This window comes from Nocardioides ochotonae, from assembly GCF_011420305.2.
In the GTDB taxonomy this organism is placed as follows: Bacteria; Actinomycetota; Actinomycetes; order Propionibacteriales; family Nocardioidaceae; genus Nocardioides; species Nocardioides ochotonae.
The window spans coordinates 2,649,906-2,670,419 of sequence record NZ_CP061769.1; the positions used below are offsets into that span (position 1 = coordinate 2,649,906).

Below are 20,514 nucleotides of genomic sequence, written 5' to 3' on the forward strand. Positions count from 1 at the left end.
TGGACTGAGCGCCGGCCCGGCGGGGGGTCAGAGGTTGCCGGAGGCCGTCTCGCCGGCGTTGAACCACGGGCAGGTGATGCTCCTGCGGTAAGACGTCGGGCTGGTCCAGTTCCCAAGCTTGGACGTGATGGTGACTTCCCACGTCGTCGGCCCAGCGTGGAGATCGATCTTGCCCTGGAGCGAGACCCGCCGGTTCGATGATGTGGTGGTGATACGCGACCGGCCGTTCTGGACGATCGTGTAGACGTACTGCGCCCCGGAGGGTCCGTCGTCGGTGAAGCCCGTGACGTCCACGCGCAGGAACTCCTCGAAGAACCCCAGCTCGCATACGTACGTCCCGGTCACCCCGGTCGGCGCCACCATCGTGGCCGTCCCGACGCTCAGCGCCGGCGCCGCCGTCGAGGAGCCGAAGGTCGCGAAGGCCAGCTGCGGTCCGAGCACCAGCGCAGCGACGACCAGCACGAGCGTCGTCGCGCGGCGCAGCCGATCTGACAGCGGGCTCATGGGCGCCTTTCCACCGGGTGACGCACCGAGTGGTGCGGCGTGATGACCCCACTGTGTCGAACGGTCCTCAAGTCGTGCGCGGTTCGAACTCAAGGAACTCTCAAGGTCTGGCACCATGTGGCCCATGGGGAGCGTTTCGGGGGCAGAACGTCAGGCACTGGTGGTCGAGGATGACGAGGACATTCGATCGCTGATCGAGTTCACGCTCTCCACCCAGGGGTTCGCGGTGACAGCGGTCGGGTCCGGGATGGAGGGGGTCGACCACGCGCGCGAGCGCGACCCGGACCTGGTGACCCTCGACCTGGGTCTGCCCGGCATCGACGGCATCGAGACCTGCCGGCGCATCCGCGAGTTCAGCGACGCCTACGTCGTGATGATCACCGCGCGCGACGAGCAGATCGACCGGCTGATCGGCCTGGAGACCGGCGCCGACGACTTCATCTCCAAGCCCTTCGACGTCCACGAGCTCAAGGCACGCGTCAACGCGATGTTCCGCCGCCCGCGCCGCGGGCCCGACGTCCCGACCCCGCTCGCCCAGACCGCCCGCGCGAACGGCGCCGACCACGAGGTGCTCCAGCACGGTCCGCTGCGGGTCGACGTCGACGGCCGCCGGGCCTTCCGCGACCGCCAGGAGCTCACGCTCACCCGCACCGAGTTCGACCTGCTCACCGAGCTGATGCGCACGCCGGCACGCGTGTGGACCCGTGAGGCGCTGCTGCGCTCGGTGTGGGACACCGAGTGGGCCTCCGACACCCACCTCGTCGAGGTCCACATCGGCAACCTGCGCCGCAAGCTGGGCGAGGACAAGACGACGAAGTTCGTGCGGACCGTGCGTGGGGTCGGCTACCGCATGGAGTCGCTGGCCTGAGCCGGACCGCTCAGCGCTCGCCGCGTCCGAGGTAGTCGGCGAGCGCCCGGCGGCAGCGGTGCGCCGCGTCGTGCAGCCGCGGCAGCTCGGCGAGCGCCCGGGCGAGGTCGCCACGGCGTACGTCGTGCTCGATCACGACGGCGAGGTCGAGCAGCTCGCGCGCACCGATCGTGGCGGCCGAGGACTTGAGGCTCAGCGTCGCGTCCATCGCCGAGACGGCGTCGTCGGTCCGCAGGGACGCAACGATCCGGTGCAGCCGGCGCTCGAGCAGGCCCTCGAAGCGCACGAGCAGCGAGGCGACGAACGCCCGGTCCCCCAGGTCGGCGGCCAGGCGCTCGAGGACGGCGACGTCCAACGCGGTGTCGTCCATGACGGTCACGACACGTCGTCCTCGTCGGGATCCGTCCCCGCTGCGTCCGCGGTGTCCGCTGCGTCGTCGGAGTCCTCGGGGCGACCCCAGATCTGGAGGAACCCGAGCACGAGCACGCCGCCCACGGCGATCCAGAGGACGACCTTGTTGACCCAGGGGGTGTGCAGGAACCGGATCGCCTTGCCGATGTGGGGCACGACCTCGTCGACCACCCAGACCGACTCGCTCTCGATGATGGCGGTCCAGGGGTCCTCGCCCGCGTTGGCGTCGCCCTTGGTCCGCATGGCGACCTGGCCGTCGACCCTGCTCACGTCGACCACGCGGTGCGTCTCGACACGGTGGTCCTCGACCGGGATGTGGTAGGTGACGATGTCGCCGACCTCCAGCTCGGTGGAGGGGATCTGCTTGATGACGATGACGTCGCCGGGCGAGATCATCGGCTCCATGCTGCCGGTGAGCATGGTCGAGGTGCGGTAGCCCAGCACGTGCGGGCCGATCACGAGGAACAAGAACCCGCCCAGCGCGATCACCAGGGTCACGGTCACCAGGATGCTGAACACCGAATCCACTGCCCGGCGGAACCGGCCCGGGCCGGCCTCGGACGGCGTACCCGTCGGGTCCTCGACGCCATGCCGGCGGCCGGGGTGAACCGGTGCGATCGTGCTCATGGCGTACCTCCGGGGATCTGCCGTGGTGGAGCTGTTCTCTCGATGGACAGAACTCTGCCGCCTCGACCTCAAGCCCGGACCGTGCGAACCCGGGCCATTCCCTCAAGGAAGGCGCAAGGCGGGCGGACCCGAAATGGCCACGACCCGGCCGGCCACCCCCAGGGTGGACGACCGGGTCGTGGACCCGTGCTCAGAGCGGCTTGCCGCCGAGCTGCCCGGCGTCGAAGGTGAACCTCACCTTGGCGCTCGCGTTCTTGTACTCGTTGCCGGCGGTCTCCGCGAGCTTGAGCGTGATCCGGAGGTGCGCCGTGGCGTGGTCGTTCAGGGCGGGCAGCGCGTCCTTGAGGTCGAACCTGCCGAGCGCCGACCTGCTGGAGACGACGCCGGTCGTCTCTCCCCCACAGGTGAGCTCCGCGGTGCCGTCCTGGTCGACCCACGGGACGCTGCACGCGTCGACGGCGAGCAGAGGCCCGTTGGTCGGGTCGGTCACCGCACCCTTGACCTCGCTCACGCTGGTGGTCAGTGTGAGGGACCCGAAACGCTCGCTGTTCGCGGCACGGGTCAGGGTGACACGGCGCTCGATCCAGTCGCCCGGCACCAGGCCGCTGACAGGCTCACTGATGCTCCCCTTGAGGTCGCCCAGGTCGATGGTGCCGGTGGAGACCTTCTGGTCCGCGGTCGTGGTGTCGGTGAAGGCACCGAAGGTGCCGAGACCAGCCACCGAGGCTGCGCCGGCGAGAAGGGCGAGCGAGGCGAACACCTTGGTCGCCGTACGACGACGGCCGGGTCGGGTGGTCGTGCTCATCGGGTGCTCCTCTTGTCTGGTCGGCCAGGTCTGGTCGGCCGGTGTCCGGTCGATGCGGTGTGGACGGGCGCGGCACTCACTTCGGCTGGCCGGCGCGCTGGAGCGCGTCGAACGTGAAGGTGAGGGTGTTGTTCAGGCCCTGGAAGTCGTTGTTGGCCTCGGTGGGCAGCGTCAGGGTGATCCGCAGGAAGGACTGCTTCTCGGAGTTGAGGCGCGCCAGGGGGGCGACGAGGTCGAGACCGGTGCCGATGACGGCACGCTTCGCGATCACGGACGTCACGGTGCCCGAGCAGCGCCAGGTGTTGCCCGACGCGGTCCATGCCGTGGGGCACTGCTCGACGGTCAGCTGGAGGCCGTTGGTCGGGTCGGTGACGAGCTTGTTCTGGGCGCCGGCGGTGGTGCTCAGCTTGACCGAGCCGAAGGTCTCGCCCCCACCGCGGGTGAGGGTGATCGCGCGCTGCACCGTGTCACCGGGGACCAGGCCGGCGGCCGCCAGGTTCATGCTGGCCGCGTCGGCGCCGATCGTGACGGTGCCTGAGGCGACCGCCTGGTTGGCCGTGGTGGTGTCGGTGAAGGCGCCGAAGGTGCCCAGGCCCGCGACCGACGCGGAGCCGGCGACCAGGGCCACCGAGGCGACCAGCTTGGTCGCGGTCGAGTGGCGGCGGGTCGGCGTACGACGCACGCGGCGGCGAGGAGCGGCGTGACGCCCGGTGCTGCGGCTCATGTCGGCTCCTTCTCGGTGACGTCGGGTGACCGCCCGGCCGGGCGGGTGCTTCTGCTTCGCTGGACAGGACTCTGCCGTTCCGGCCTCAAGGCCGGCCCCTGCACAACCGCGCCTTTGCCACAAGGGACTCGCAAGGCGCCAATGGTTGGACTAGCCAGTGGTTGGACGAGTCGGCGGAAGTGCACGACCCGGCCGGCCACCGCGGGGGTGGGCGGCCGGGTCGTGGCAGGCCCGGGCGGGCACGAGACGGGGTACCAGGCCCGCCCGGGGGCTTGGTGGTGCGCTGCGGCCAGGTGTCAGAGCGCCTTGCCGTCACGCTGGGTGGCGGTGAGGTCGAACTTGACGGTGGTGCTGAGGTTCTTGAAGTCGTTGCCAGCGGCCTTCGGAAGCGTCAGGGTCACCCGGAGGTGGGACTCCTTGCCCACCTTGTTCAGCGCCTCGGCCACTCCGGTGAGCGTGCGGTCCGCGCCGAGCACCGCGCCCTCGACCAGCGGCACGGGGGAAGCAGCAGTACCAGAGCAGGTCATGCTCTTGTCAGCGTTGACCTTCCACTCGACATCGCACGCGTCGATGGCGAGCTGCAGACCGTTGGTGACGTCGCTGGTGAGAAGGGCGTCACCGGTCGCGGTGGTGGTGAGCGTCACGGTGCCGAAGTCGACACTGTTCGCGGCGCGGGTCAGGGTGAGGGGGCGCTCGATCCAGTCGCCGGGGACCATGCCCGCGACGTCGACACCGAGGCCGGTCTTGAGGCCGTCGAACTCGACGGTGCCGGTGCTGACCTTCTGGTCGGCGGCGGTGGTGTCGGTGAAGGCACCGAAGGTGCCGAGGCCGGCGACCGACGCGGCGCCGGCGAGGAGGGCGACCGAGGCGATCACCTTGGTGGCGTTGGAGCGGCGGTTGGTGGTGGTGTTCTTGCGCATCGGGATCTCCTCCGGTCTGAGCCAGACCGGGTGTCGGCTGGCGTTCTCTCGATGACCAGAACTCTGCCGCCCGCGATTCAAGGCAAGGACCGGCAAACCCCCTCGCCTTGCCTCACGTTGTCTCAAGGAAAGGACAAGGGCTTCGGGAAGCCCCGGTGAGGCGCCTCAGTCCTCCCAGAACACCCGGTCGACCACGGCGCGCGCCTTGCGGGTGCAGCGCAGGTGGTCGTTGACCATCTCCTCGGACTCCCCCGGCCCGTAGCCGAGGATGTTGGCCACCCCGACCCGCTCGCGGGTGTCGCGCGGGAGCTGGTCGCTGGGCTTGCCGCGCACCAGGGTCGCGGCGTTCCGCGTGCGGCTCACCCGCCGCCAGGCCTCCTCGAGCACCTCGGCGTCGGCCGCCTCGATCAGCCCGGCCTCACGCGCGGCCGCCAGCGCGGAGAGCGTGCGTGGGGTGCGCAGCCCAGGGACCTGCCCGGCGAAGCGCATCTGGATCAGCTGCACCGTCCACTCGATGTCGGTGAGCCCGCCCGGCCCGAGCTTGAGGTGGGTCTGCGGGTCGGCGCCGCGCGGCAGCCGCTCGCGATCGACGCGCGCCTTGATCCGGCGTACCTCCAGCACGTCGTCGGCGCTGATCCCGGCCTCGGGGAAGCGCAGCGGGTCGATGAGCTCGGTGAACCGGCGGCGCACGTCGGGATCACCGACCACCGCGTCGGCGCGCAGCAGGGCCTGGGCCTCCCACACCTTCGACCACCGCGCGTAGTAGGCGGCGTAGGAGTCCAGAGTGCGCACCAGCGCCCCCTGGCGACCCTCGGGACGCAGGTCGGCGTCGATGTCGAGCGCCGGGTCCGGACCGGGCGCGGCCAACAGGCGGCGCAGCTCGTTGGCCACGGCCTGGGCGTACGACGACGCCCGCTGCGGGTCCGCACCCGGGACGGGGTCGTGCACGAACAGCACGTCGGCGTCGCTGCCGTAGGACAGCTCGAAGCCGCCGTAGCGGCCCATCGCGACGATCGCCATCCGGGTCGGGGCCTCCGCCAGCCCGCGCTGACGTCGTACGGCGGCCTCGACGACCTGCAGCGTGGACTCGAGCGTGGCGTCGGTGAGCCGGGTGAGGCCGTCGCCCACGTCGGCGACGTCGGTGAGCCCGAGCACGTCGCCGGAGGCGATGCGCACCAGCTCGCGGCGACGGATCGCACGGATCCGGCGCACCGCCTCCTCGGGGTCGTCCTGGCGGCGCGCGGTCGCCACCATCTCCGCGGTCAGCGACTCCGCGCCCGAGGGCACCAGGTCGCCGGCCAGCATCCGCACCCCCTCGGGCTCGCGCTCGAGCAGGGCGGTGACGTAGCGCGAGGTGGCGAGCAGGCGCGCCAGCCGCTGGGCGACCGCGCCCTCGTCGCGCAGGGTGGCGAGGTACCAAGGCGTCGAGCCGAGCGACTCGCTGATCCGGCGGAAGCCGAACAGCCCGGCGTCGGGGTCGGCGCCCTCGGCGAACCAGTCGAGCATCGCGGGCAGCAGCGTGCGCTGGATGTTGGCGCGCCGCGACACCCCGCTGGTGAGCGCCTCGAGGTGGCGCAGCGCCGCGCGGGCGTCGAGGTAGCCCAGCGCGCTCAAGCGCTTCTCGGCCGCCTCGGGCGAGAGTCGGACCTCGTGGCCGGGGATGGACGCCACGGCCGAGAGCAGGGGGCGGTAGAAGAGCTTCTCGTGCAGGCGCCGGACCTCGCGGCGGTGGTGCTCGAAGACCCTGGCGAAGCTCGCCGCGGGGCTCTTCATGAACCCCAGGCTGCGCCCCAGGCAGCGCAGCGCCTCCTCGTCGTCGGGCACCACGTGGGTGCGCTGGAGGCGGCGCAGCTGGATGCGGTGCTCGAGCGCGCGCAGGAAGGCGTAGGCCTCGTGCATCGCCTCGCCGTCCTCACGACCGACGTACCCGCCGCGGGTGAGCTCGGCGAGCGCGCTCAGCGTGGTGGGCACCCGGATCCGCTCGTCGGCGCGACCGTGCACCAGCTGGAGCAGCTGCACCGCGAACTCCACGTCGCGCAGCCCGCCGGAGCCCAGCTTGATCTGCCGCTCCGCCTCCTTGGCCGGGATGTGCTCGATGACCCGGCGGCGCATCGCCTGGGTGTCCTCGACGAAGTGGTCGCGCTCGGCCGCGCTCCACACCATCGGGGCCACCATGTCGACGTACGCCGCCCCGAGGGCGAGGTCGCCGGCGACCGGACGCGCCTTGAGCAGTGCTTGGAACTCCCAGGTCTTCGCCCAGCGCTCGTAGTAGCCACGGTGGCTGGCCAGCGTGCGCACCAGCGGCCCGGCCTTGCCCTCGGGTCGCAACGCGGCGTCGACCGGCCAGATGGTGCCCTCGCCGGTGTGGTCGGAGCAGATCTGGATCAGGTTGCTGGCCAGCTGGGTCGCAGCCCGCAGCGCGGCCGCCTCGGGGGCGCCCTCGAGGGGCTCGTGGACGAAGATCACGTCGACGTCGGAGACGTAGTTGAGCTCGTGGCCGCCGCACTTGCCCATCGCGACGACCGCCAGGCGCACCAGGTCGGCGGGCTCCCCCACCCGCTGCCGCGCGATCGCGAGCCCGGCCTCGAGGGTGCCGGCGGCCAGGTCGGAGAGCTCCGCGGCCACGTCGTCGATGCCGACGCCGTGGGCGAGGTCGCGGGCGGCCAGCCGCAGCAGCAGGCGGCGGTACTCCACCCGCAGCGCGTCCACCGCCTGCGCGTCCGGGACGGCGGCCACCGGCGAGTCGGCGTGCGGGTCGGCACCGACGACGCCCAGCAGGCTCTCGCGCAGTGCGTACGCCGGGGGGCGGGTCGATCCCAGCAGCGGATCGGTGAGCTCACGCCAGTGCTCGGGATGGCGCACGAGGTGGTCCCCCAGCGCGGGGCTGGCCCCGAGGACCATCAGCAGGCGCATCGCGGTGCCCTCGTCGTCGGCGAGGGTCTCCAGCAGCTCGTGGCCGTCCGGGGCCGCCTCGACCAGCCGGGTGAGTCCGGCCAACGCCTCGTCGGGGTCGGCGGCCCGTCCGAACACCGACAGCAGCGGGTCGGCGGCGTCACCGAGGGCCAGCAGCCGGTCCCGCGCCGTCTCGGTGTCGACGAACCCCAGGCGCACCAGCGCGGTCCGGCCGGTCGTCGGGCGGATCATGCGGCCACCGGCCCGGGCACCAGGGCGAGCGCGAGCAGCGCGACGCCGCTGAGCGGCATCACGAAGGCCACCACGAGGCCGAACAGCGGCACCGCCAGCACGATCAGGGCGAGACCGAGCAGCAGGCAGGCGGTCCGGGCGCCCCGGTCGCGGGCCTCGAGGCGCCGCAGCGCGAGCACGCACAGGCCGACCAGCACCAGCCCCACCAGCGCCCGGGCCACCACGAGCGGCAGCCGGTCGGGGAGGTCGCGGGCATCGGCGACGATCTCCGCCAGCGCGCCGAGCGCGACCAGTGCCGACGGCACGAACGCCACCCACAAGGCGACGTGCAGCGCCCGGGCACGGCGCGGTGAGTAGAGCACCGGCGCCATCCCGTCGCTGTTCACGTGCAGTCCGTGACCGCTGCCCAGACCCGGCGCGGGGTCAGAGGACCGGCAGCATCTGGTCGCGCTCGAAGGCGGAGACCTGGCCGCGGTACTCGTCCCACTCCGCGCGCTTGTTGCGCAGGAAGTAGTCGAAGACGTGCTCACCGAGGGTCTCGGCGAGCAGCTCGGAGTCCTCGGCCACGCTGATCGCCTCGGACAGGCTGCGCGGCAGCGGCTGGATCCCGAGCGCCTTGCGCTCGCGCTCGCTGAGCGCCCAGACGTCGTCCTCGGCCTCGCGGGGCAGCTCGTAGCCGCCCTCGATCCCCTTCATGCCGGCGGCCAGGGTGACCGCGAAGGCGAGGTAGGGGTTGCACGCGGCGTCGATGGTGCGCAGCTCGATGCGGGTCGACTGGCCCTTCTCGGGCTTGTACATCGGCACCCGGATCATCGCCGAGCGGTTGTTGTGGCCCCAGCAGATGTAGGAGGGGGCCTCGCCGCCGGTCATCATCCGCTTGTAGCTGTTGACCCACTGGTTGGTGACCACGCTGATCTCGCTGGCGTGGCGCAGCACGCCGGCGATGAACTGGCGCCCGGTCTGGGAGAGCTGGTACTCCGCGCCCGCCTCGTAGAAGGCGTTCTGGTCGCCCTCGAAGAGCGAGACGTGGGTGTGCATGCCCGAGCCGGGGTGGGTGGTGAAGGGCTTGGGCATGAACGAGGCCCAGATGCCCTGGTTGAGCGCCACCTCACGGATGACGGTGCGGAAGGTCATGATGTTGTCGGCGGTGCTGAGCGCGTCGGCGTAGCGCAGGTCGATCTCCTGCTGGCCGGGGCCGGCCTCGTGGTGGCTGAACTCCACCGAGATGCCCATCGACTCCAGCATGTGGATCGCCTCGCGGCGGAAGTCCGCACCCATCGACTGCGCGGTGTGGTCGAAGTAGCCGCTGCGGTCGACCGGCTCGGGCTCGGCGCCCGGCACCGGGGTGTCCTTGAAGAGGTAGAACTCGATCTCGGGGTGGGTGTAGAAGGTGAAGCCCTTGTCGGCCGCCTTGCCCAGGGTGCGCTTGAGCACGTGGCGCGGGTCGGCGTACGACGGGGAGCCGTCGGGCATCTCGATGTCGCAGAACATCCGCGCGGTGCTGGGCGAGTCGCCTCGCCACGGCAGGATCTGGAACGTCGTGGGGTCCGGCTTGGCCAGCATGTCGGCCTCGTGCACCCGGGCGAAGCCCTCGATCGCGGAGCCGTCGAAGCCGATGCCCTCGGAGAAGGCGCCCTCCAGCTCCGCCGGAGCGACCGCGACCGACTTGAGGAACCCGAGCACGTCGGTGAACCACAGCCGGACGAACCGGACGTCTCGCTCCTCAAGAGCGCGGAGAACGAAGTCTTCCTGCTTGCCCATGACCGCACCCTATCCACGTGCAGGGACAGTCGCGATGCCACCCACCCATGAGGCGACCTCGCCCGACGTGAGGTCGGCCACGCCTCCGACGCGGCGTGTTTCGGGCATGTTTCGACGCGGTTTCATGCGGTCACCGCGCTCCGGACGGTGCTCAGGACGGGGGCACCGACTCGAGGTCGGCCAGCCAGGCGGCAGGGCTCGCGTCCGAGGGCATCCGCCAGTCCCCGCGCGGCGACATGGTGCCGCCGGCGCTGACCTTCGGCCCGTTCGGCAGCGCGGAGCGCTTGAACTGGGAGGCGAAGAAGCGGCGTACGAACACCTCCAGCCAGTGCCGCACCTCGTCGAGGTCGTAGGCCACCCGCTTGTCCGCCGGGAAGCCCGGGGGCCACTGCCCCGCGGCGGCATCGTGCCAGGCGTGCCAGGCCAGGAAGGCGATCCGGCTGGGCCGCATGCCGTAGCGCAGCACGTGGAAGAGGGTGAAGTCCTGCAGCGCGTAAGGACCCACCACGTCCTCGGTGCTCTGCGGCCGCTCGTCCTCGCGGCTGGGCACCAGCTCCGGGGAGATCTCCTGCTCGAGGATCTCCTGGAGCACCTCGACGGTGTCGGCGTCGAACTGGTCGTGGCCGATCACCCAGCGGATCAGGTGCTGGATCAGGGTCTTCGGCACCCCGGCGTTGACGTTGTAGTGCGACATCTGGTCGCCCACGCCGTAGGTGCACCAGCCCAGGGCGAGCTCGGAGAGGTCACCGGTGCCGAGCACGATGCCGCCGCGCTGGTTGGCCAGGCGGAACAGGTAGTCGGTGCGAAGCCCGGCCTGGACGTTCTCGAAGGTGACGTCGTAGACCTCCTCGCCGCGGGCGAACGGGTGCCCCATGTCGCTGAGCATCTGGCGCGCGGCCGCGGTGATGTCGATCGTCTCGTAGGTGGTGCCGAGCGACTCCATCAGGCGTACGGCGTTGGTGCGGGTCGCCTCGCTGGTCGCGAACCCGGGCAGCGTGAAGGCGAGGATGTCGCTGCGCGGGCGGCCCAGCCGGTCCATCGCGTTGGCCGCGACGATCAGCGCGTGGGTGGAGTCCAGCCCGCCGGAGACGCCGATGACGATCTTGGGGTCGCCGATGGCGCGCAGCCGCTGCTCGAGCCCGGAGACCTGGATGTTGTAGGCCTCGTAGCAGTCCTGCGCGAGCCGCTCGGGGTCGTCGGGCACGAACGGGAAGCGGTCCACGCTGCGCCGCAGCCCCAGGTCGCCGGAGGGCGGGTCGAGGCGGAACTCGACGCGGCGGAACCCCCGGCCCGCGGAGCGGGCCGCCACGGCCCGGCGGTTGTCGTCGAAGGTGCCGGTGCGCAGCCGCTCCAGGCGGATCCGGTCCAGGTCGAGGTCGACCACGGTACGGCGCGGGCCGTCGGGGAACCGCTCGCTCTCCCCCAGCAGCTCGCCGTGCTCGTAGACCATCGTCTGACCGTCCCAGGACAGGTCGGTGCTGGACTCGCCCTGACCCGCCGCGGCGTACACGTAGGCCGCGAGGCAGCGCGAGGACGCCGAGCGGACCATCAGCCGGCGATCCTCCGCGCGCCCGACGGTGATCGGGCTCCCGGAGAGGTTGGCGAGCACGGTGGCCCCGGCGAGGGCGGCCTCCGCGCTGGGCGGGACCGGCACCCACATGTCCTCGCAGACCTCGGCGTGCAGCACCAGGCCGGGCACGTCGACGGCGTCGAAGATCAGGTCCGGGCCGATCGGGGCCTCCTGACCGGCCAGCACCACGGTGCCGGTGACGTCGTCGCCGGGCGCGAACCAGCGCCGCTCGTAGAACTCGCGGTACGTCGGCAGGTAGGACTTCGGCGCCACGCCCAGGACCCGGCCGCGGTGCACCACGACCGCGGCGTTGAGCACCCGGTTGCCGTGGACCAGCGGCGCGCCGACGACCAGCACCGGGGTCAGGTCGACCGAGGCGCTGACCAGCACCTCGATCGACGCCCGCACGGCGTCGAGCAACGGGTCCTGGAGGAACAGGTCGTCGAGGGCGTAGCCGGACAGGCACAGCTCGGGGAAGACCGCCACCGCCACGCCCTCGTCGTGGCAGGCCCGGGCCTGCTCGAGCACGCTCGCGAGGTTGGTCGCCGGGTCGGCGACCCGCACCGGCATGGTGACGGCGGCGACGCGTGCGAAGCCGTGGGCGTAGGCGGAGTAGAAGTCCACGCGGGTGAGTTTCGCACCCCCGGCCGCCGCCCGTGGACCGCCGCCCGCGCGCGGGCGACCGCTCGGGACTCGGGTCAGGCCCGCGCGAGGATCGACCAGGCGGTCGCGTGCACGTCGAACGGCTCGTCGGGCAACCGGCGCCGGCACTCCTCGCGCAGCCGCTCCGCGGTGTCACCGCGGCAGCTCGCGACGTGCGCGCCGGCCGGACCGACACCGAGCGTGTAGGGCTCCCACCAGTCCTCGAAGGACTCGTGGCGCACCCGCACGGTGAGCCGCTCGGCGGAGGTGACCCGAAGCCCGGCGGCCTCGGCCAGGCGCGGCAGGTCATCCTTGGCGGTGCCGGGCAGGCCGGCCTCGCCGTGCACGTCGGGCTCCAGGGCCCGGACCGCGCCCCAGAACGCCGACACCGGGCCGCTGTCCCCGGCGTGGTCCCACACGCAGGCGCCGATCGTGCCGCCCGGGCCCGCGACCCGCGCCATCTCCCGGAGCCCGGCCACCGGGTCGGGCATGAACTGCACCACCAGCTGTCCCAGCACCAGGTCGTACGCCGCGTCGTCGAAGGGCAGCAGGCTGACGTCGCCGCGTCGTACGAGCGACCCGGGACAGCGTGCGGCGGTGGCATCGACGAAGGCCGGCACCGGGTCGACCGCGGCCACATGGGCGGCGCCGAGGCGCTCCACCAGCCGCGCGGTCAGGGCGCCGGGACCGCAGCCGACGTCGAGCGCCCGGTGACCCGGCTCGGCGCCGCTGGCCTGGGCGAACAGGTCGGCGAGCGGCTCGGAGTAGCGACCCATGAAACGGTCGTACGCCTGCGCGGACACCTCGAAGGACACACCTGGCTCCCGGTACTCGGCACCTGTGTCGGCGATGAGTTCGCCTCGTCGATCCAGTCTGACTCGCAGCGCATCCCGGCGCCACCACCCCTGGAGGTAACGATGTCCACTCCGCACTCCGCCTCGCCCCCGACGACCGTCGTGATCAGCCCGTGCCTGTGGTTCGACGACGATCTCGAGGCGGCGATGGACTTCTACACCCCGATCTTCCCGACCTCCTCGGTCGGCGACGTGCTGCGTCGTCCCGACGGCGGCGTCCTGGCCGCCGACTTCACCCTCGGTGGGGTGATGTTCCGCGGCATCAACGGCGGCCCGCAGTTCCGCTTCAGCGAGGCGGTCTCCTTCCAGATCGACTGCGCCGACCAGGCGGAGGTCGACCACTACTGGGACCGGCTCACCGACGGCGGCGAGGAGTCGATGTGCGGCTGGCTCAAGGACCGCTTCGGCGTCTCCTGGCAGGTGACCCCCCGCCGCCTCTATGAGCTGCTGCGCGACCCGGACCCGGCCCGCGCGCACGCGGCCCAGCAGGCGATGCTCCAGATGCGTCGGATCGTGGTGGCCGACCTGGAGGCCGCCGCGGACGCCGCGGCCCCCGCGTGATGGCCCTCACGGTGAAGGCACCGGCTGCACCGGTCTAGCCTGAGGGCCGTCCGGGGACTCCACGAGGGAGCCTCGAGACGCCACAGGAAACGGAGCTCGACGATGAGCGAAGAGACCGCGCCGTACGGCAGCGGCGCGGCGGCCACCGAGACCGCCGCCACCCCCCGCAAGCGGATCCGCACCCACCACCTGCGCGAGCTGAAGGAGCGCGGCGAGCGCTTCGCGATGCTCACCGCCTACGACCAGTACACCGCCCAGGTCTTCGACGAGGCGGGCATCGAGGTGCTGCTCGTCGGCGACAGCGCCTCCAACAACGTCTTCGGCAACGAGACCTCGCTGCCGGTCACGGTCGACGAGCTGATCCCGCTCACCCGTGCGGTCTCCCGCTCCGCGCGCCGGGCGCTGGTCGTCGGCGACCTGCCGTTCGGGTCCTACCAGGCCTCCCCCGAGCAGGGCTACCTCACCGCGGTGCGGTTCATGAAGGAGGGCGGGGCGCACTGCGTCAAGCTCGAGGGCGGCGAGGAGATGGCGCCGGTCATCACCCGCATGGTCCAGGGCGGCATCCCGGTGATGGCGCACATCGGCTTCACTCCGCAGAGCGAGCACACCCTCGGCGGCTACCGCGTCCAGGGCCGCGGCGAGACCGCCCAGCGCATCCTCGCCGACGCCCGCGCGGTCGAGGCGGCCGGCGCGTTCGCGGTCGTGATGGAGATGGTGCCCGGCGACGTGGCCGCGGAGGTCACCCGCGAGCTGTCGATCCCCACCATCGGCATCGGCGCCGGCAACCAGTGCGACGGCCAAGTGCTGGTGTGGCAGGACGCCTTCGGGCTGCGCACCGGCAAGATGCCGCGCTTCGTCAAGCAGTACGCCGACGTGCGCACCGCCCTGCTCGACGGCGCTCGCGCGTACGCCGAGGACGTCCGGGCCGGGACGTTCCCCGGGCCCGAGCACACCTTCTGAGCGGCCGCGGGGTGCGCGTAACTCAGCAACTGCGCTGGGAAGCACCTCCTACCCACCGGTAGCGGTACTTCTCCGCGCAACTGCGCGGAAAAGCGCACCCCGTACCCGCACCCATGACATCGGTCATGGCCAGGTCGTGACGTCCGGGCGAGGGCGCCGGGCCGCAGCGGCCCGAGGGTGGAGCCATGACTCCCACCAGCACCCTCACCCGGACCCAACGGCGCCGGCAAGACCACCACCGAGCTGTTCGCCTGGGCGGTGCGCGAGGGCGGCGTCACCAACGTGATCCGGCACTCCGGGGCAGGCTCCTGCGAGGTGGCCCTCTCCCCCACCGGCGTGGAGGTGCGCGACGACGGGGCCGGGCCTCCGGCCGCGTCCCCGGCCGGGCTCACCGTGTCCGACGGCACCGGCCTCGCCGGGCTGCGCGAGCGGGCGGCCGCCGTCGGCGCCACCGTGCGGGTCCGCGCCCTGGAGCCGGGGTTCTGCCTGCAGGTGGCCCGACCGTGAGCGGGAGCATCCGGCTGCTGCTCGCCGTCGACCCGATGCTGGCCGCCGACACCCTCGTGGCCGGGGACTCCCCGCTCACGCCGCGCGAGAGCGACGTCCTGCGCGCCGCCCGCGACGGCGCCTCGGTGGCCGTGATCGCCGCCCGGCTGTTCCTCTCCGAGGGCACGGTGCGCAACCACCTCTCCGCCGCGATCGGCAAGACTGGCGCCACCAACCGGGCCGAGGCGGTGCTGACCGCCGACGGGCACGGGTGGCTCTGAGGCACTCCCCGCTCCCCCTGGCGGTCTGCCTGTCGATCCCGGGTGTCGGTCGCGGACGTCGGGATACCTTCCCCCCATGCGCCGGTCCTCGCTCGTCTCGGTCCCTGCCGCGCTCCTGCTCGGCCTGGGTCTGCTCGCGCCGGCCTCGGCCGGCGCCGCAGCCGATCTCACCAACGCCGACCCCGCCCCGGCCCCGGCCGCCCGCGAGGCCCCGGCCCTACGGGTGCGCACCGTCGTCGGCGGCCTGGACATCCCCTGGGACGTCCAGCCGATCGGGCGCGGTCGGCTGCTGGTCACCGAGCGCAACGCCGCCCGGCTCTGGGTCGTCGCCGACGGCGCCAAGCGGCGGGTCCGGTTCCCCAGCGCCCAGGTGTGGCGCTCCGGCGAGACCGGCCTGATGTCGCTGGAGGTCGACCCGGACTTCGCCGACAACCGCCGCTTCTACACCTGTCAGGGCGACCGGCCCGCGGGCGGGAGCCCCGAGGTCGACGTGGTCGCCTGGCGCCTGGGCCCCGGCGCCCGCCGCGCGACCCGGGTGCGCACGCTGCTGTCCGGAATGCCGGCCACCGCGGACGGGCGTCACGGTGGCTGCCGGCTGCTGGTGCTGCGCGACGGCTCGCTGCTCGTCGGCACCGGGGACGGCACCGTGGGGACCAACCCCCGCAACCGCGCGTCGTACGGCGGCAAGACGCTGCGCCTGCTGCGCACCGGCGCCCCGTGGCCCGGCAACCCGTTCGTGAAGGCGAAGCGGAAGGCCAAGCGCTACGTGTTCACCTACGGCCACCGCAACGTGCAGGGCCTGGCCCAGCGCAGCGACGGGACCCTGTGGTCGGTCGAGCACGGCAGCTACCGCAACGACGAGGTGAACCGGCTCATCAAGGGCGGGGACTACGGGTGGAACCCGGTGCCCGGCTACAACCAGTCGGTGCCGATGACCGACCAGTCGCTGCCCGGTCGCCAGCGGGCCGCCCGCTGGCGCTCGGGCCCCTCGACGATCGCGACCAGCGGCGCCGCGTTCGTGCCGGCCCGCGGCTGGGGCGCCTACGCCGGCGACCTCGCCGTCGCCGCACTGGCCGGCCAGCGCGTGGTGTTCCTGCGCTTCGACCGCAACGGCAAGCTGGTGCGCACCCGCACCCCTCAGGAGCTGCGTCGCTACGGCCGGCTGCGCTCGGTCACCGTCGCGCCCGGCGGCTCTCTGCTGATCACCACCTCCAACGGCGGTAACGACCAGGTGCTGCGGGTCTCCCCGCGGCGCTGAGGACCCGCCAGGCCCGAGGAGGAGCGATGCCGGACGTCCCGCACCTGCTGCACACCGTGCTCGACACCACCGACGTGCGCGGCCTGGCGGAGTTCTACCGCGAGCTGCTCGGCCTGCGCTACCGCGCCGGGGACCAGCCGTCGACCGACGGCGCCCCCGACGACGCGGACTGGCTGGTGCTGGTCGACGAGCACGACGTACGCCGGCTCGCCTTCCAGCAGGTGCCGACCCTGGAGCCGACGACCTGGCCGAGCCACGACGTACCCATGCAGCTGCACCTTGACCTCACGGTGCCGGATCTCGACGCCCTCGCGCGTCACTCGGCGCGGGCGGAGATGCTGGGCGCGCGGCTGCTGCTGGACCGCACCGACGACCCCGAGGAGCCGCTGGTCGTGCTGGCCGACCCGTCCGGGCACCCGTTCTGCCTGTTCGTGGCCTGAGCCGGATGCGGCCCAGGCGATCGGGCCGCTGGCGGCGTCGAGGCGTCAGGTCTCGTCGGTGTCGGGCCCCGCGTCGTCGTTCCAGTCGGGGTCGTTGTCCCAGGACTCGTTACGCTCCTCGACCCGCTGCAGGGCCTGCGAGGCCTCCGCGGCGGAGGCGTAGGGCCCCAGCCGGTCGGCGTTGCGGCACCCGTCACGTCCCTCGACCGTGCGGTGCTTGAGGCAGAACCAGAACTCACCGTCGCTCATGGCCAGAACCTACACTCACCGACCGTGACTCCTGTGGCTCCTGCGACCGTCTCCCCCCGCCGACCCGTCCCCGCCCACATCCCGCGGCCCGAGTACGTCGACCAGCCCGCCCCCGCGGCGTACACCGGCAGCGAGGTCAAGGACGCCGAGACCATCGAGCGGATGCGCCGGGCGGGGCGCCTGGCCGCGCAGGCCCGTGAGCTGGTCGGCTCGCACGTGCGGCCCGGGATCACCACCGACGAGCTGGACCGGATCGGCCACGAGTTCCTCTGCGACCACGGCGCCTACCCCTCCACGCTGGGCTACCGCGGGTTCCCCAAGTCGCTGTGCTCCAGCGTCAACGAGGTGGTGTGCCACGGCATCCCGGACAGCCGGGTGATCGAGGACGGCGACATCGTCAACATCGACATCACCGCGTTCCTCGACGGCGTGCACGGCGACACCAACGCGACCTTCCTCGCCGGCGAGGTCGACGAGGAGAGCCGGCTGCTCGTCGAGCGCACCCGCGAGGCGCTGCGCCGGGGCATCAACGCGGTGCGCCCGGGCCGGCGGATCGACGTGATCGGCCGGGTCATCGAGTCCTACGCCAAGCGCTTCGGCTACGGCGTGGTCCGCGAGTTCACCGGCCACGGCATCGGCACCGCGTTCCACTCCGGCCTGATCGTCCCGCACTACGACGAGTCCGAGTACGACGACCTGATCGAGGTCGGCATGACCTTCACCATCGAGCCGATGCTCAACCTCGGCACCCACGAGTGGGAGATGTGGGACGACGGCTGGACGGTCGTCACCCGCGACCGCCGCCGCAGCGCCCAGTTCGAGCACACCCTCCTCGTCACCCCCGAGGGCGCCGAGGTGCTCACGGAGGTGTGAGTCCGCCCCCGCGACCACCTGTAACGCGGGGTTATCGTCGCTTCACACGTGGTGTACGGCGTGCGAAGCGTCCACAGCACGTGGGAAGTCGCTCGGTACGCCGGCCTCAGGCCAGGTCGTCGTACGAGCGCTCGCCGATCTCGGCGAGGCGCCGCTCCACCCGCAGCACCGCGGTCTCGTGCTCGGGCTCGCCGCTCATCGCCGCCGCGAGGCGCAGGTGCGGGAGCGCCTCGGCGAAGCGCGACTGGCGCTCCAGCGCACGCCCGAGCGCGTGGCGCGCCCAGTCGTCGTCGGGGTTGTCGGCGACCAGGGACGTGAGCTCCTCCTCGGCCCGCCCGAGCTGGGCGCGGATCAGGAACGCCCACGCCCGCAGCGAGCGCAGTCCGGTGTTGGTGGGCTCCTCGGCCAGGGCCGGCTCGATCACCTCGAGGGCCTCCACCGGCGCCCGGCGCGACAGCAGGTCGTGGGCGGTGCTGTACGCCGCCTCGTGGCCGCGCTGGCCCGGAAACACCACCGGCGGGGCCTGGAGCTCCTCGAACGACTCGTCCATCCGACCAACCTAGACGGGTGAGGTCGTGGATGTGAGAGGCTGTGCCCGCGGATGGGCTGGCCGGGCGACCGCGCCGTACTCCTCGGAGTGCGTCGAGGAAGGTCCGGGCTCCACAGGGCAGGGTGGTGGGTAACGCCCACCCGGGGTGACCCGCGGGACAGTGCCACAGAGAACAGACCGCCTCCGGGCTCGGGCAACCGGGCCGGGAGGTAAGGGTGAAACGGTGGTGCAAGAGACCACCAGCGGCTCGGGCGACCGGGCCGGCTAGGTAAACCCCACCCGGAGCAAGGTCAAGAAGCCGCGGTTTCGCACCGCGGTGCGCGTGCGTTCGAGGGCGGCCCGCCCGAGCACGCGGGTAGATCGCTGGAGGCTGTCGGCAACGGCAGTCGTAGATGGATGGTCGCCACCCGGACGCCCGCAAGGGCCCCGGGGACAGAACCCGGCCTACAGGCCAGCCCGTCCGCAAAACGCCTGACCTGCACCGCGAGCAGTACCACGCCGTTCGGCACCGCGCCTCGCAGACGGGGTGCCCAGGGTTGCACCTCCCCTTCGCACCAGGTCAGGACCCGGTGCTGAGCGGGCCGCCCGCGGCGCGCCAGTCGATCAGCCCGCGGCTCATGTTCACCGCCTCGAAGCCGTTCTCGACCAGCAGGTTCGCGGCCCCGGCCGAGCGGATCCCGCCGGTGCAGAACGTGATCAGCAGCCGGTCCTCGGGCAGCTCCAGGCAGCGCTGCGGCAGCTCGTCGAGGGGAAGGTGCACGGCACCAGGAATGTGCGCGCGGCGCCACTCGAAGTCGCGGCGTACGTCGACGACGAGCGCCCCCTCGGCGACCAGGCGGACCGCGTCGGCAGCGGAGATCGCCGGCGGCCGGTGCAGGTAGTGGCGCAGGCTCATCCGCGGGCCGCCTCGCGGCGTACGTTCAGCAGCGTCAGCAGCCCGCCGATCGCGGGCACCAGCGCTCCGGCTCGGGTACGCCCGGCCAGGCCACGGCCCAGCAGCGCGGTCGTCGCAACGGCCAGGTACGTCGCCCCGTGGGCGGGACCCAGGACGCTGGTGACCGCGTCGTCGTGGACGGTCGCGAGGTTGCCCAGCAGGACGGCCACGGTGATCAGCTCCAGCACGGAGAGCACGGCGAGCGTGCGCAGCAGCGGGCTCACCCGTTGCTCGATCCGGGGCGGGTGATCATCAGGACCACCACCAGGCTCCACAGCAGATTGAAGACGCCCGCCTGGATGGCGAGCGTCCGCAGCCCGGTGGCGGCGCCGTCGCCCTGAAGCGCCTCGCGTTGACGGGGCACGATCTGCAGGGCCAGCAGACCGCCCGCGATCGCGGTGAGCACCATCGCGACGACCACCCAGACCTCCGTCGTCCGCCCCTGCACGGCGGCCAGGGCGAGGCCGACCAGGGGTACGGCGAGCGCCCACCCGCCGTACGCGCGGGTGACGCGGTGCAGCAGGCCGGCGACATCGGGGTCGGCGCCGGCGTAGCGCGGGAAGAGGCTGCTGGTGACGGCGACCGGGCCGACGAAGAGGATGCCCGCCAGGACATGGACGGACAGCAAGAGGGACTCCACGCCTTCAGTTTAACTGAAGGTCAGCCCCGTTCGTCCACGATCCCGCGCCACTCGGCCGCCAGCGCCTCGGTCAGCCCCGGGTGCCGCCCCGCGAACTCCTCGTCCAGCCGAGCCACCACCTCAGCGGCGCGGGCCAGCAGCTCCTCCCCCGCGGCCGTCACCTGCAGGGTCGAGGCAGACCCGGCATGCGCCGTCCCGTCGTCCACGAGCCCGGCGGTGACGAAGGCCGCGACGGCGGTGTGCGCACTCTGCACGGTGATCCGCGAGCGCCGGGCCAGCTCGCTGAACGAGATCCCCGGGGTGCCGCGGACATGACCCAGCAGTCCGTACTTGCGGGTGGTCAGGCCCAGCGGCTTGAGCGCCTCGGCGTACGCCGCGTCCCAGACCCGGGCGACGGTCAGGAGCATGACGGTCGGGCTGAACGGCGGCGATCCAGGCAGGTCGGACATGAA

At 72.4% G+C, this 20,514-nt stretch carries 25 protein-coding genes and 1 other RNA gene; 9 read left to right on the plus strand and 17 right to left on the minus strand.

Annotated features, from left to right (window positions below; all coding sequences use genetic code 11):
* Positions 1 to 27 precede the first annotated feature (27 nt).
* On the minus strand, positions 28 to 504 hold the full coding sequence (locus HBO46_RS12835) for a hypothetical protein (RefSeq protein ID WP_166140733.1): 477 nt from the start codon (positions 502 to 504) through the stop codon (positions 28 to 30).
* A gap of 124 nt (positions 505 to 628) precedes the next feature.
* On the opposite strand from HBO46_RS12835, the gene HBO46_RS12840 reads away from it, so the two are divergent.
* Positions 629 to 1,372 carry a response regulator transcription factor gene (locus HBO46_RS12840; protein WP_191480151.1) on the plus strand — a complete coding sequence of 248 codons (744 nt, stop codon included), beginning with the start codon at positions 629 to 631 and terminating at the stop codon, positions 1,370 to 1,372.
* 10 nt (positions 1,373 to 1,382) lie between these two features.
* Here HBO46_RS12840 and HBO46_RS12845 read toward each other — a convergent pair whose 3' ends face one another.
* From HBO46_RS12845 to HBO46_RS12890, 10 genes are all read right to left on the minus strand, one after another.
* The gene (locus HBO46_RS12845; protein WP_166140734.1) at positions 1,383 to 1,751 is read right to left on the minus strand and encodes an Hpt domain-containing protein; all 369 of its coding nucleotides are present in this window, start codon (positions 1,749 to 1,751) and stop codon (positions 1,383 to 1,385) included.
* On the minus strand, positions 1,748 to 2,410 hold the full coding sequence (locus HBO46_RS12850) for a signal peptidase I (RefSeq protein ID WP_166140735.1): 663 nt from the start codon (positions 2,408 to 2,410) through the stop codon (positions 1,748 to 1,750). The genes HBO46_RS12845 and HBO46_RS12850 overlap by 4 nt, the downstream gene beginning before the upstream one ends.
* A 190-nt stretch (positions 2,411 to 2,600) precedes the next feature.
* Positions 2,601 to 3,215 (minus strand): TasA family protein, encoded by a 615-nt coding sequence (locus HBO46_RS12855; protein WP_166140736.1) that lies wholly within the window; start codon positions 3,213 to 3,215, stop codon positions 2,601 to 2,603.
* A gap of 76 nt (positions 3,216 to 3,291) precedes the next feature.
* Positions 3,292 to 3,939 carry a TasA family protein gene (locus HBO46_RS12860; protein ID WP_166140737.1) on the minus strand — a complete coding sequence of 216 codons (648 nt, stop codon included), beginning with the start codon at positions 3,937 to 3,939 and terminating at the stop codon, positions 3,292 to 3,294.
* A gap of 296 nt (positions 3,940 to 4,235) precedes the next feature.
* A complete protein-coding gene (locus HBO46_RS12865) occupies positions 4,236 to 4,859 on the minus strand; it encodes a TasA family protein (RefSeq protein WP_166140738.1) in 624 nt (207 codons plus the stop codon).
* A gap of 165 nt (positions 4,860 to 5,024) precedes the next feature.
* Entirely contained in the window at positions 5,025 to 8,003 is a 2,979-nt protein-coding gene (locus tag HBO46_RS12870; protein ID WP_166140739.1) for a bifunctional [glutamine synthetase] adenylyltransferase/[glutamine synthetase]-adenylyl-L-tyrosine phosphorylase, read from the minus strand.
* Positions 8,000 to 8,389 (minus strand): hypothetical protein, encoded by a 390-nt coding sequence (locus HBO46_RS12875; protein WP_166140740.1) that lies wholly within the window; start codon positions 8,387 to 8,389, stop codon positions 8,000 to 8,002. The genes HBO46_RS12870 and HBO46_RS12875 overlap by 4 nt, the downstream gene beginning before the upstream one ends.
* A 37-nt stretch (positions 8,390 to 8,426) precedes the next feature.
* Positions 8,427 to 9,764, minus strand: coding sequence for a glutamine synthetase family protein (locus HBO46_RS12880; protein ID WP_166140741.1), 1,338 nt, complete (start codon positions 9,762 to 9,764; stop codon positions 8,427 to 8,429).
* 151 nt (positions 9,765 to 9,915) lie between these two features.
* Positions 9,916 to 11,958: an NAD(+) synthase gene (locus HBO46_RS12885; RefSeq protein ID WP_166140742.1), complete on the minus strand. Its 2,043-nt coding sequence runs from the start codon at positions 11,956 to 11,958 to the stop codon at positions 9,916 to 9,918.
* Between the two features lie 74 nt (positions 11,959 to 12,032).
* The gene (locus HBO46_RS12890) at positions 12,033 to 12,791 is read right to left on the minus strand and encodes a class I SAM-dependent methyltransferase (protein ID WP_166140743.1); all 759 of its coding nucleotides are present in this window, start codon (positions 12,789 to 12,791) and stop codon (positions 12,033 to 12,035) included.
* Between the two features lie 102 nt (positions 12,792 to 12,893).
* Between HBO46_RS12890 and HBO46_RS12895 the strand changes: the two genes are divergently transcribed.
* The 6 genes from HBO46_RS12895 to HBO46_RS12920 all read left to right on the plus strand — a co-directional run bounded on the left by HBO46_RS12895 (position 12,894) and on the right by HBO46_RS12920 (position 16,816).
* Positions 12,894 to 13,391, plus strand: coding sequence for a VOC family protein (locus HBO46_RS12895; RefSeq protein WP_166140744.1), 498 nt, complete (start codon positions 12,894 to 12,896; stop codon positions 13,389 to 13,391).
* Positions 13,392 to 13,493: 102 nt separating this feature from the next.
* Positions 13,494 to 14,351, plus strand: coding sequence for a 3-methyl-2-oxobutanoate hydroxymethyltransferase (panB, locus tag HBO46_RS12900; RefSeq protein ID WP_166140745.1), 858 nt, complete (start codon positions 13,494 to 13,496; stop codon positions 14,349 to 14,351).
* A gap of 315 nt (positions 14,352 to 14,666) precedes the next feature.
* Positions 14,667 to 14,858 (plus strand): ATP-binding protein, encoded by a 192-nt coding sequence (locus HBO46_RS12905; RefSeq protein ID WP_166140746.1) that lies wholly within the window; start codon positions 14,667 to 14,669, stop codon positions 14,856 to 14,858.
* A complete protein-coding gene (locus HBO46_RS12910; protein WP_224769037.1) occupies positions 14,855 to 15,118 on the plus strand; it encodes a response regulator transcription factor in 264 nt (87 codons plus the stop codon). Before HBO46_RS12905 ends, HBO46_RS12910 begins: the two co-directional genes overlap by 4 nt.
* Positions 15,119 to 15,194: 76 nt before the next feature.
* Positions 15,195 to 16,376: a PQQ-dependent sugar dehydrogenase gene (locus HBO46_RS12915; RefSeq protein WP_166140747.1), complete on the plus strand. Its 1,182-nt coding sequence runs from the start codon at positions 15,195 to 15,197 to the stop codon at positions 16,374 to 16,376.
* Positions 16,377 to 16,402: 26 nt separating this feature from the next.
* Positions 16,403 to 16,816, plus strand: a complete 414-nt coding sequence (locus HBO46_RS12920; RefSeq protein WP_166140748.1) for a VOC family protein — start codon at positions 16,403 to 16,405, stop codon at positions 16,814 to 16,816.
* A gap of 45 nt (positions 16,817 to 16,861) precedes the next feature.
* Here the strand turns inward: HBO46_RS12920 and HBO46_RS12925 are convergent, their stop codons facing one another.
* Entirely contained in the window at positions 16,862 to 17,065 is a 204-nt protein-coding gene (locus HBO46_RS12925; RefSeq protein WP_166140749.1) for a hypothetical protein, read from the minus strand.
* Between the two features lie 24 nt (positions 17,066 to 17,089).
* Here HBO46_RS12925 and map point away from each other — a divergent pair, with 24 nt between their 5' ends.
* On the plus strand, positions 17,090 to 17,938 hold the full coding sequence (gene map, locus HBO46_RS12930; RefSeq protein WP_191480152.1) for a type I methionyl aminopeptidase: 849 nt from the start codon (positions 17,090 to 17,092) through the stop codon (positions 17,936 to 17,938).
* A 106-nt stretch (positions 17,939 to 18,044) separates the two neighbouring features.
* On the opposite strand, the gene HBO46_RS12935 is transcribed toward map, so the two are convergent.
* Positions 18,045 to 18,488: a tetratricopeptide repeat protein gene (locus HBO46_RS12935; RefSeq protein WP_207950105.1), complete on the minus strand. Its 444-nt coding sequence runs from the start codon at positions 18,486 to 18,488 to the stop codon at positions 18,045 to 18,047.
* A gap of 52 nt (positions 18,489 to 18,540) precedes the next feature.
* Here HBO46_RS12935 and rnpB point away from each other — a divergent pair.
* Positions 18,541 to 18,951, plus strand: an RNA gene (gene rnpB / locus HBO46_RS12940) — RNase P RNA component class A.
* A gap of 96 nt (positions 18,952 to 19,047) precedes the next feature.
* On the opposite strand, the gene HBO46_RS12945 is transcribed toward rnpB, so the two are convergent.
* Genes HBO46_RS12945 through HBO46_RS12960 form a run of 4 tightly spaced genes read right to left on the minus strand, consistent with a single transcriptional unit; the run spans position 19,048 to position 20,511 of the window.
* Entirely contained in the window at positions 19,048 to 19,383 is a 336-nt protein-coding gene (locus HBO46_RS12945; RefSeq protein ID WP_166140751.1) for a rhodanese-like domain-containing protein, read from the minus strand.
* Complete coding sequence (locus HBO46_RS12950) at positions 19,380 to 19,646, minus strand: hypothetical protein (RefSeq protein WP_166140752.1); 267 nt, start codon at positions 19,644 to 19,646, stop codon at positions 19,380 to 19,382. Before HBO46_RS12950 ends, HBO46_RS12945 begins: the two co-directional genes overlap by 4 nt.
* Positions 19,643 to 20,062, minus strand: a complete 420-nt coding sequence (locus HBO46_RS12955) for a hypothetical protein (protein ID WP_166140753.1) — start codon at positions 20,060 to 20,062, stop codon at positions 19,643 to 19,645. Before HBO46_RS12955 ends, HBO46_RS12950 begins: the two co-directional genes overlap by 4 nt.
* A 20-nt stretch (positions 20,063 to 20,082) precedes the next feature.
* Positions 20,083 to 20,511 (minus strand): MarR family winged helix-turn-helix transcriptional regulator, encoded by a 429-nt coding sequence (locus HBO46_RS12960; protein WP_166140754.1) that lies wholly within the window; start codon positions 20,509 to 20,511, stop codon positions 20,083 to 20,085.
* Positions 20,512 to 20,514 lie beyond the last annotated feature (3 nt).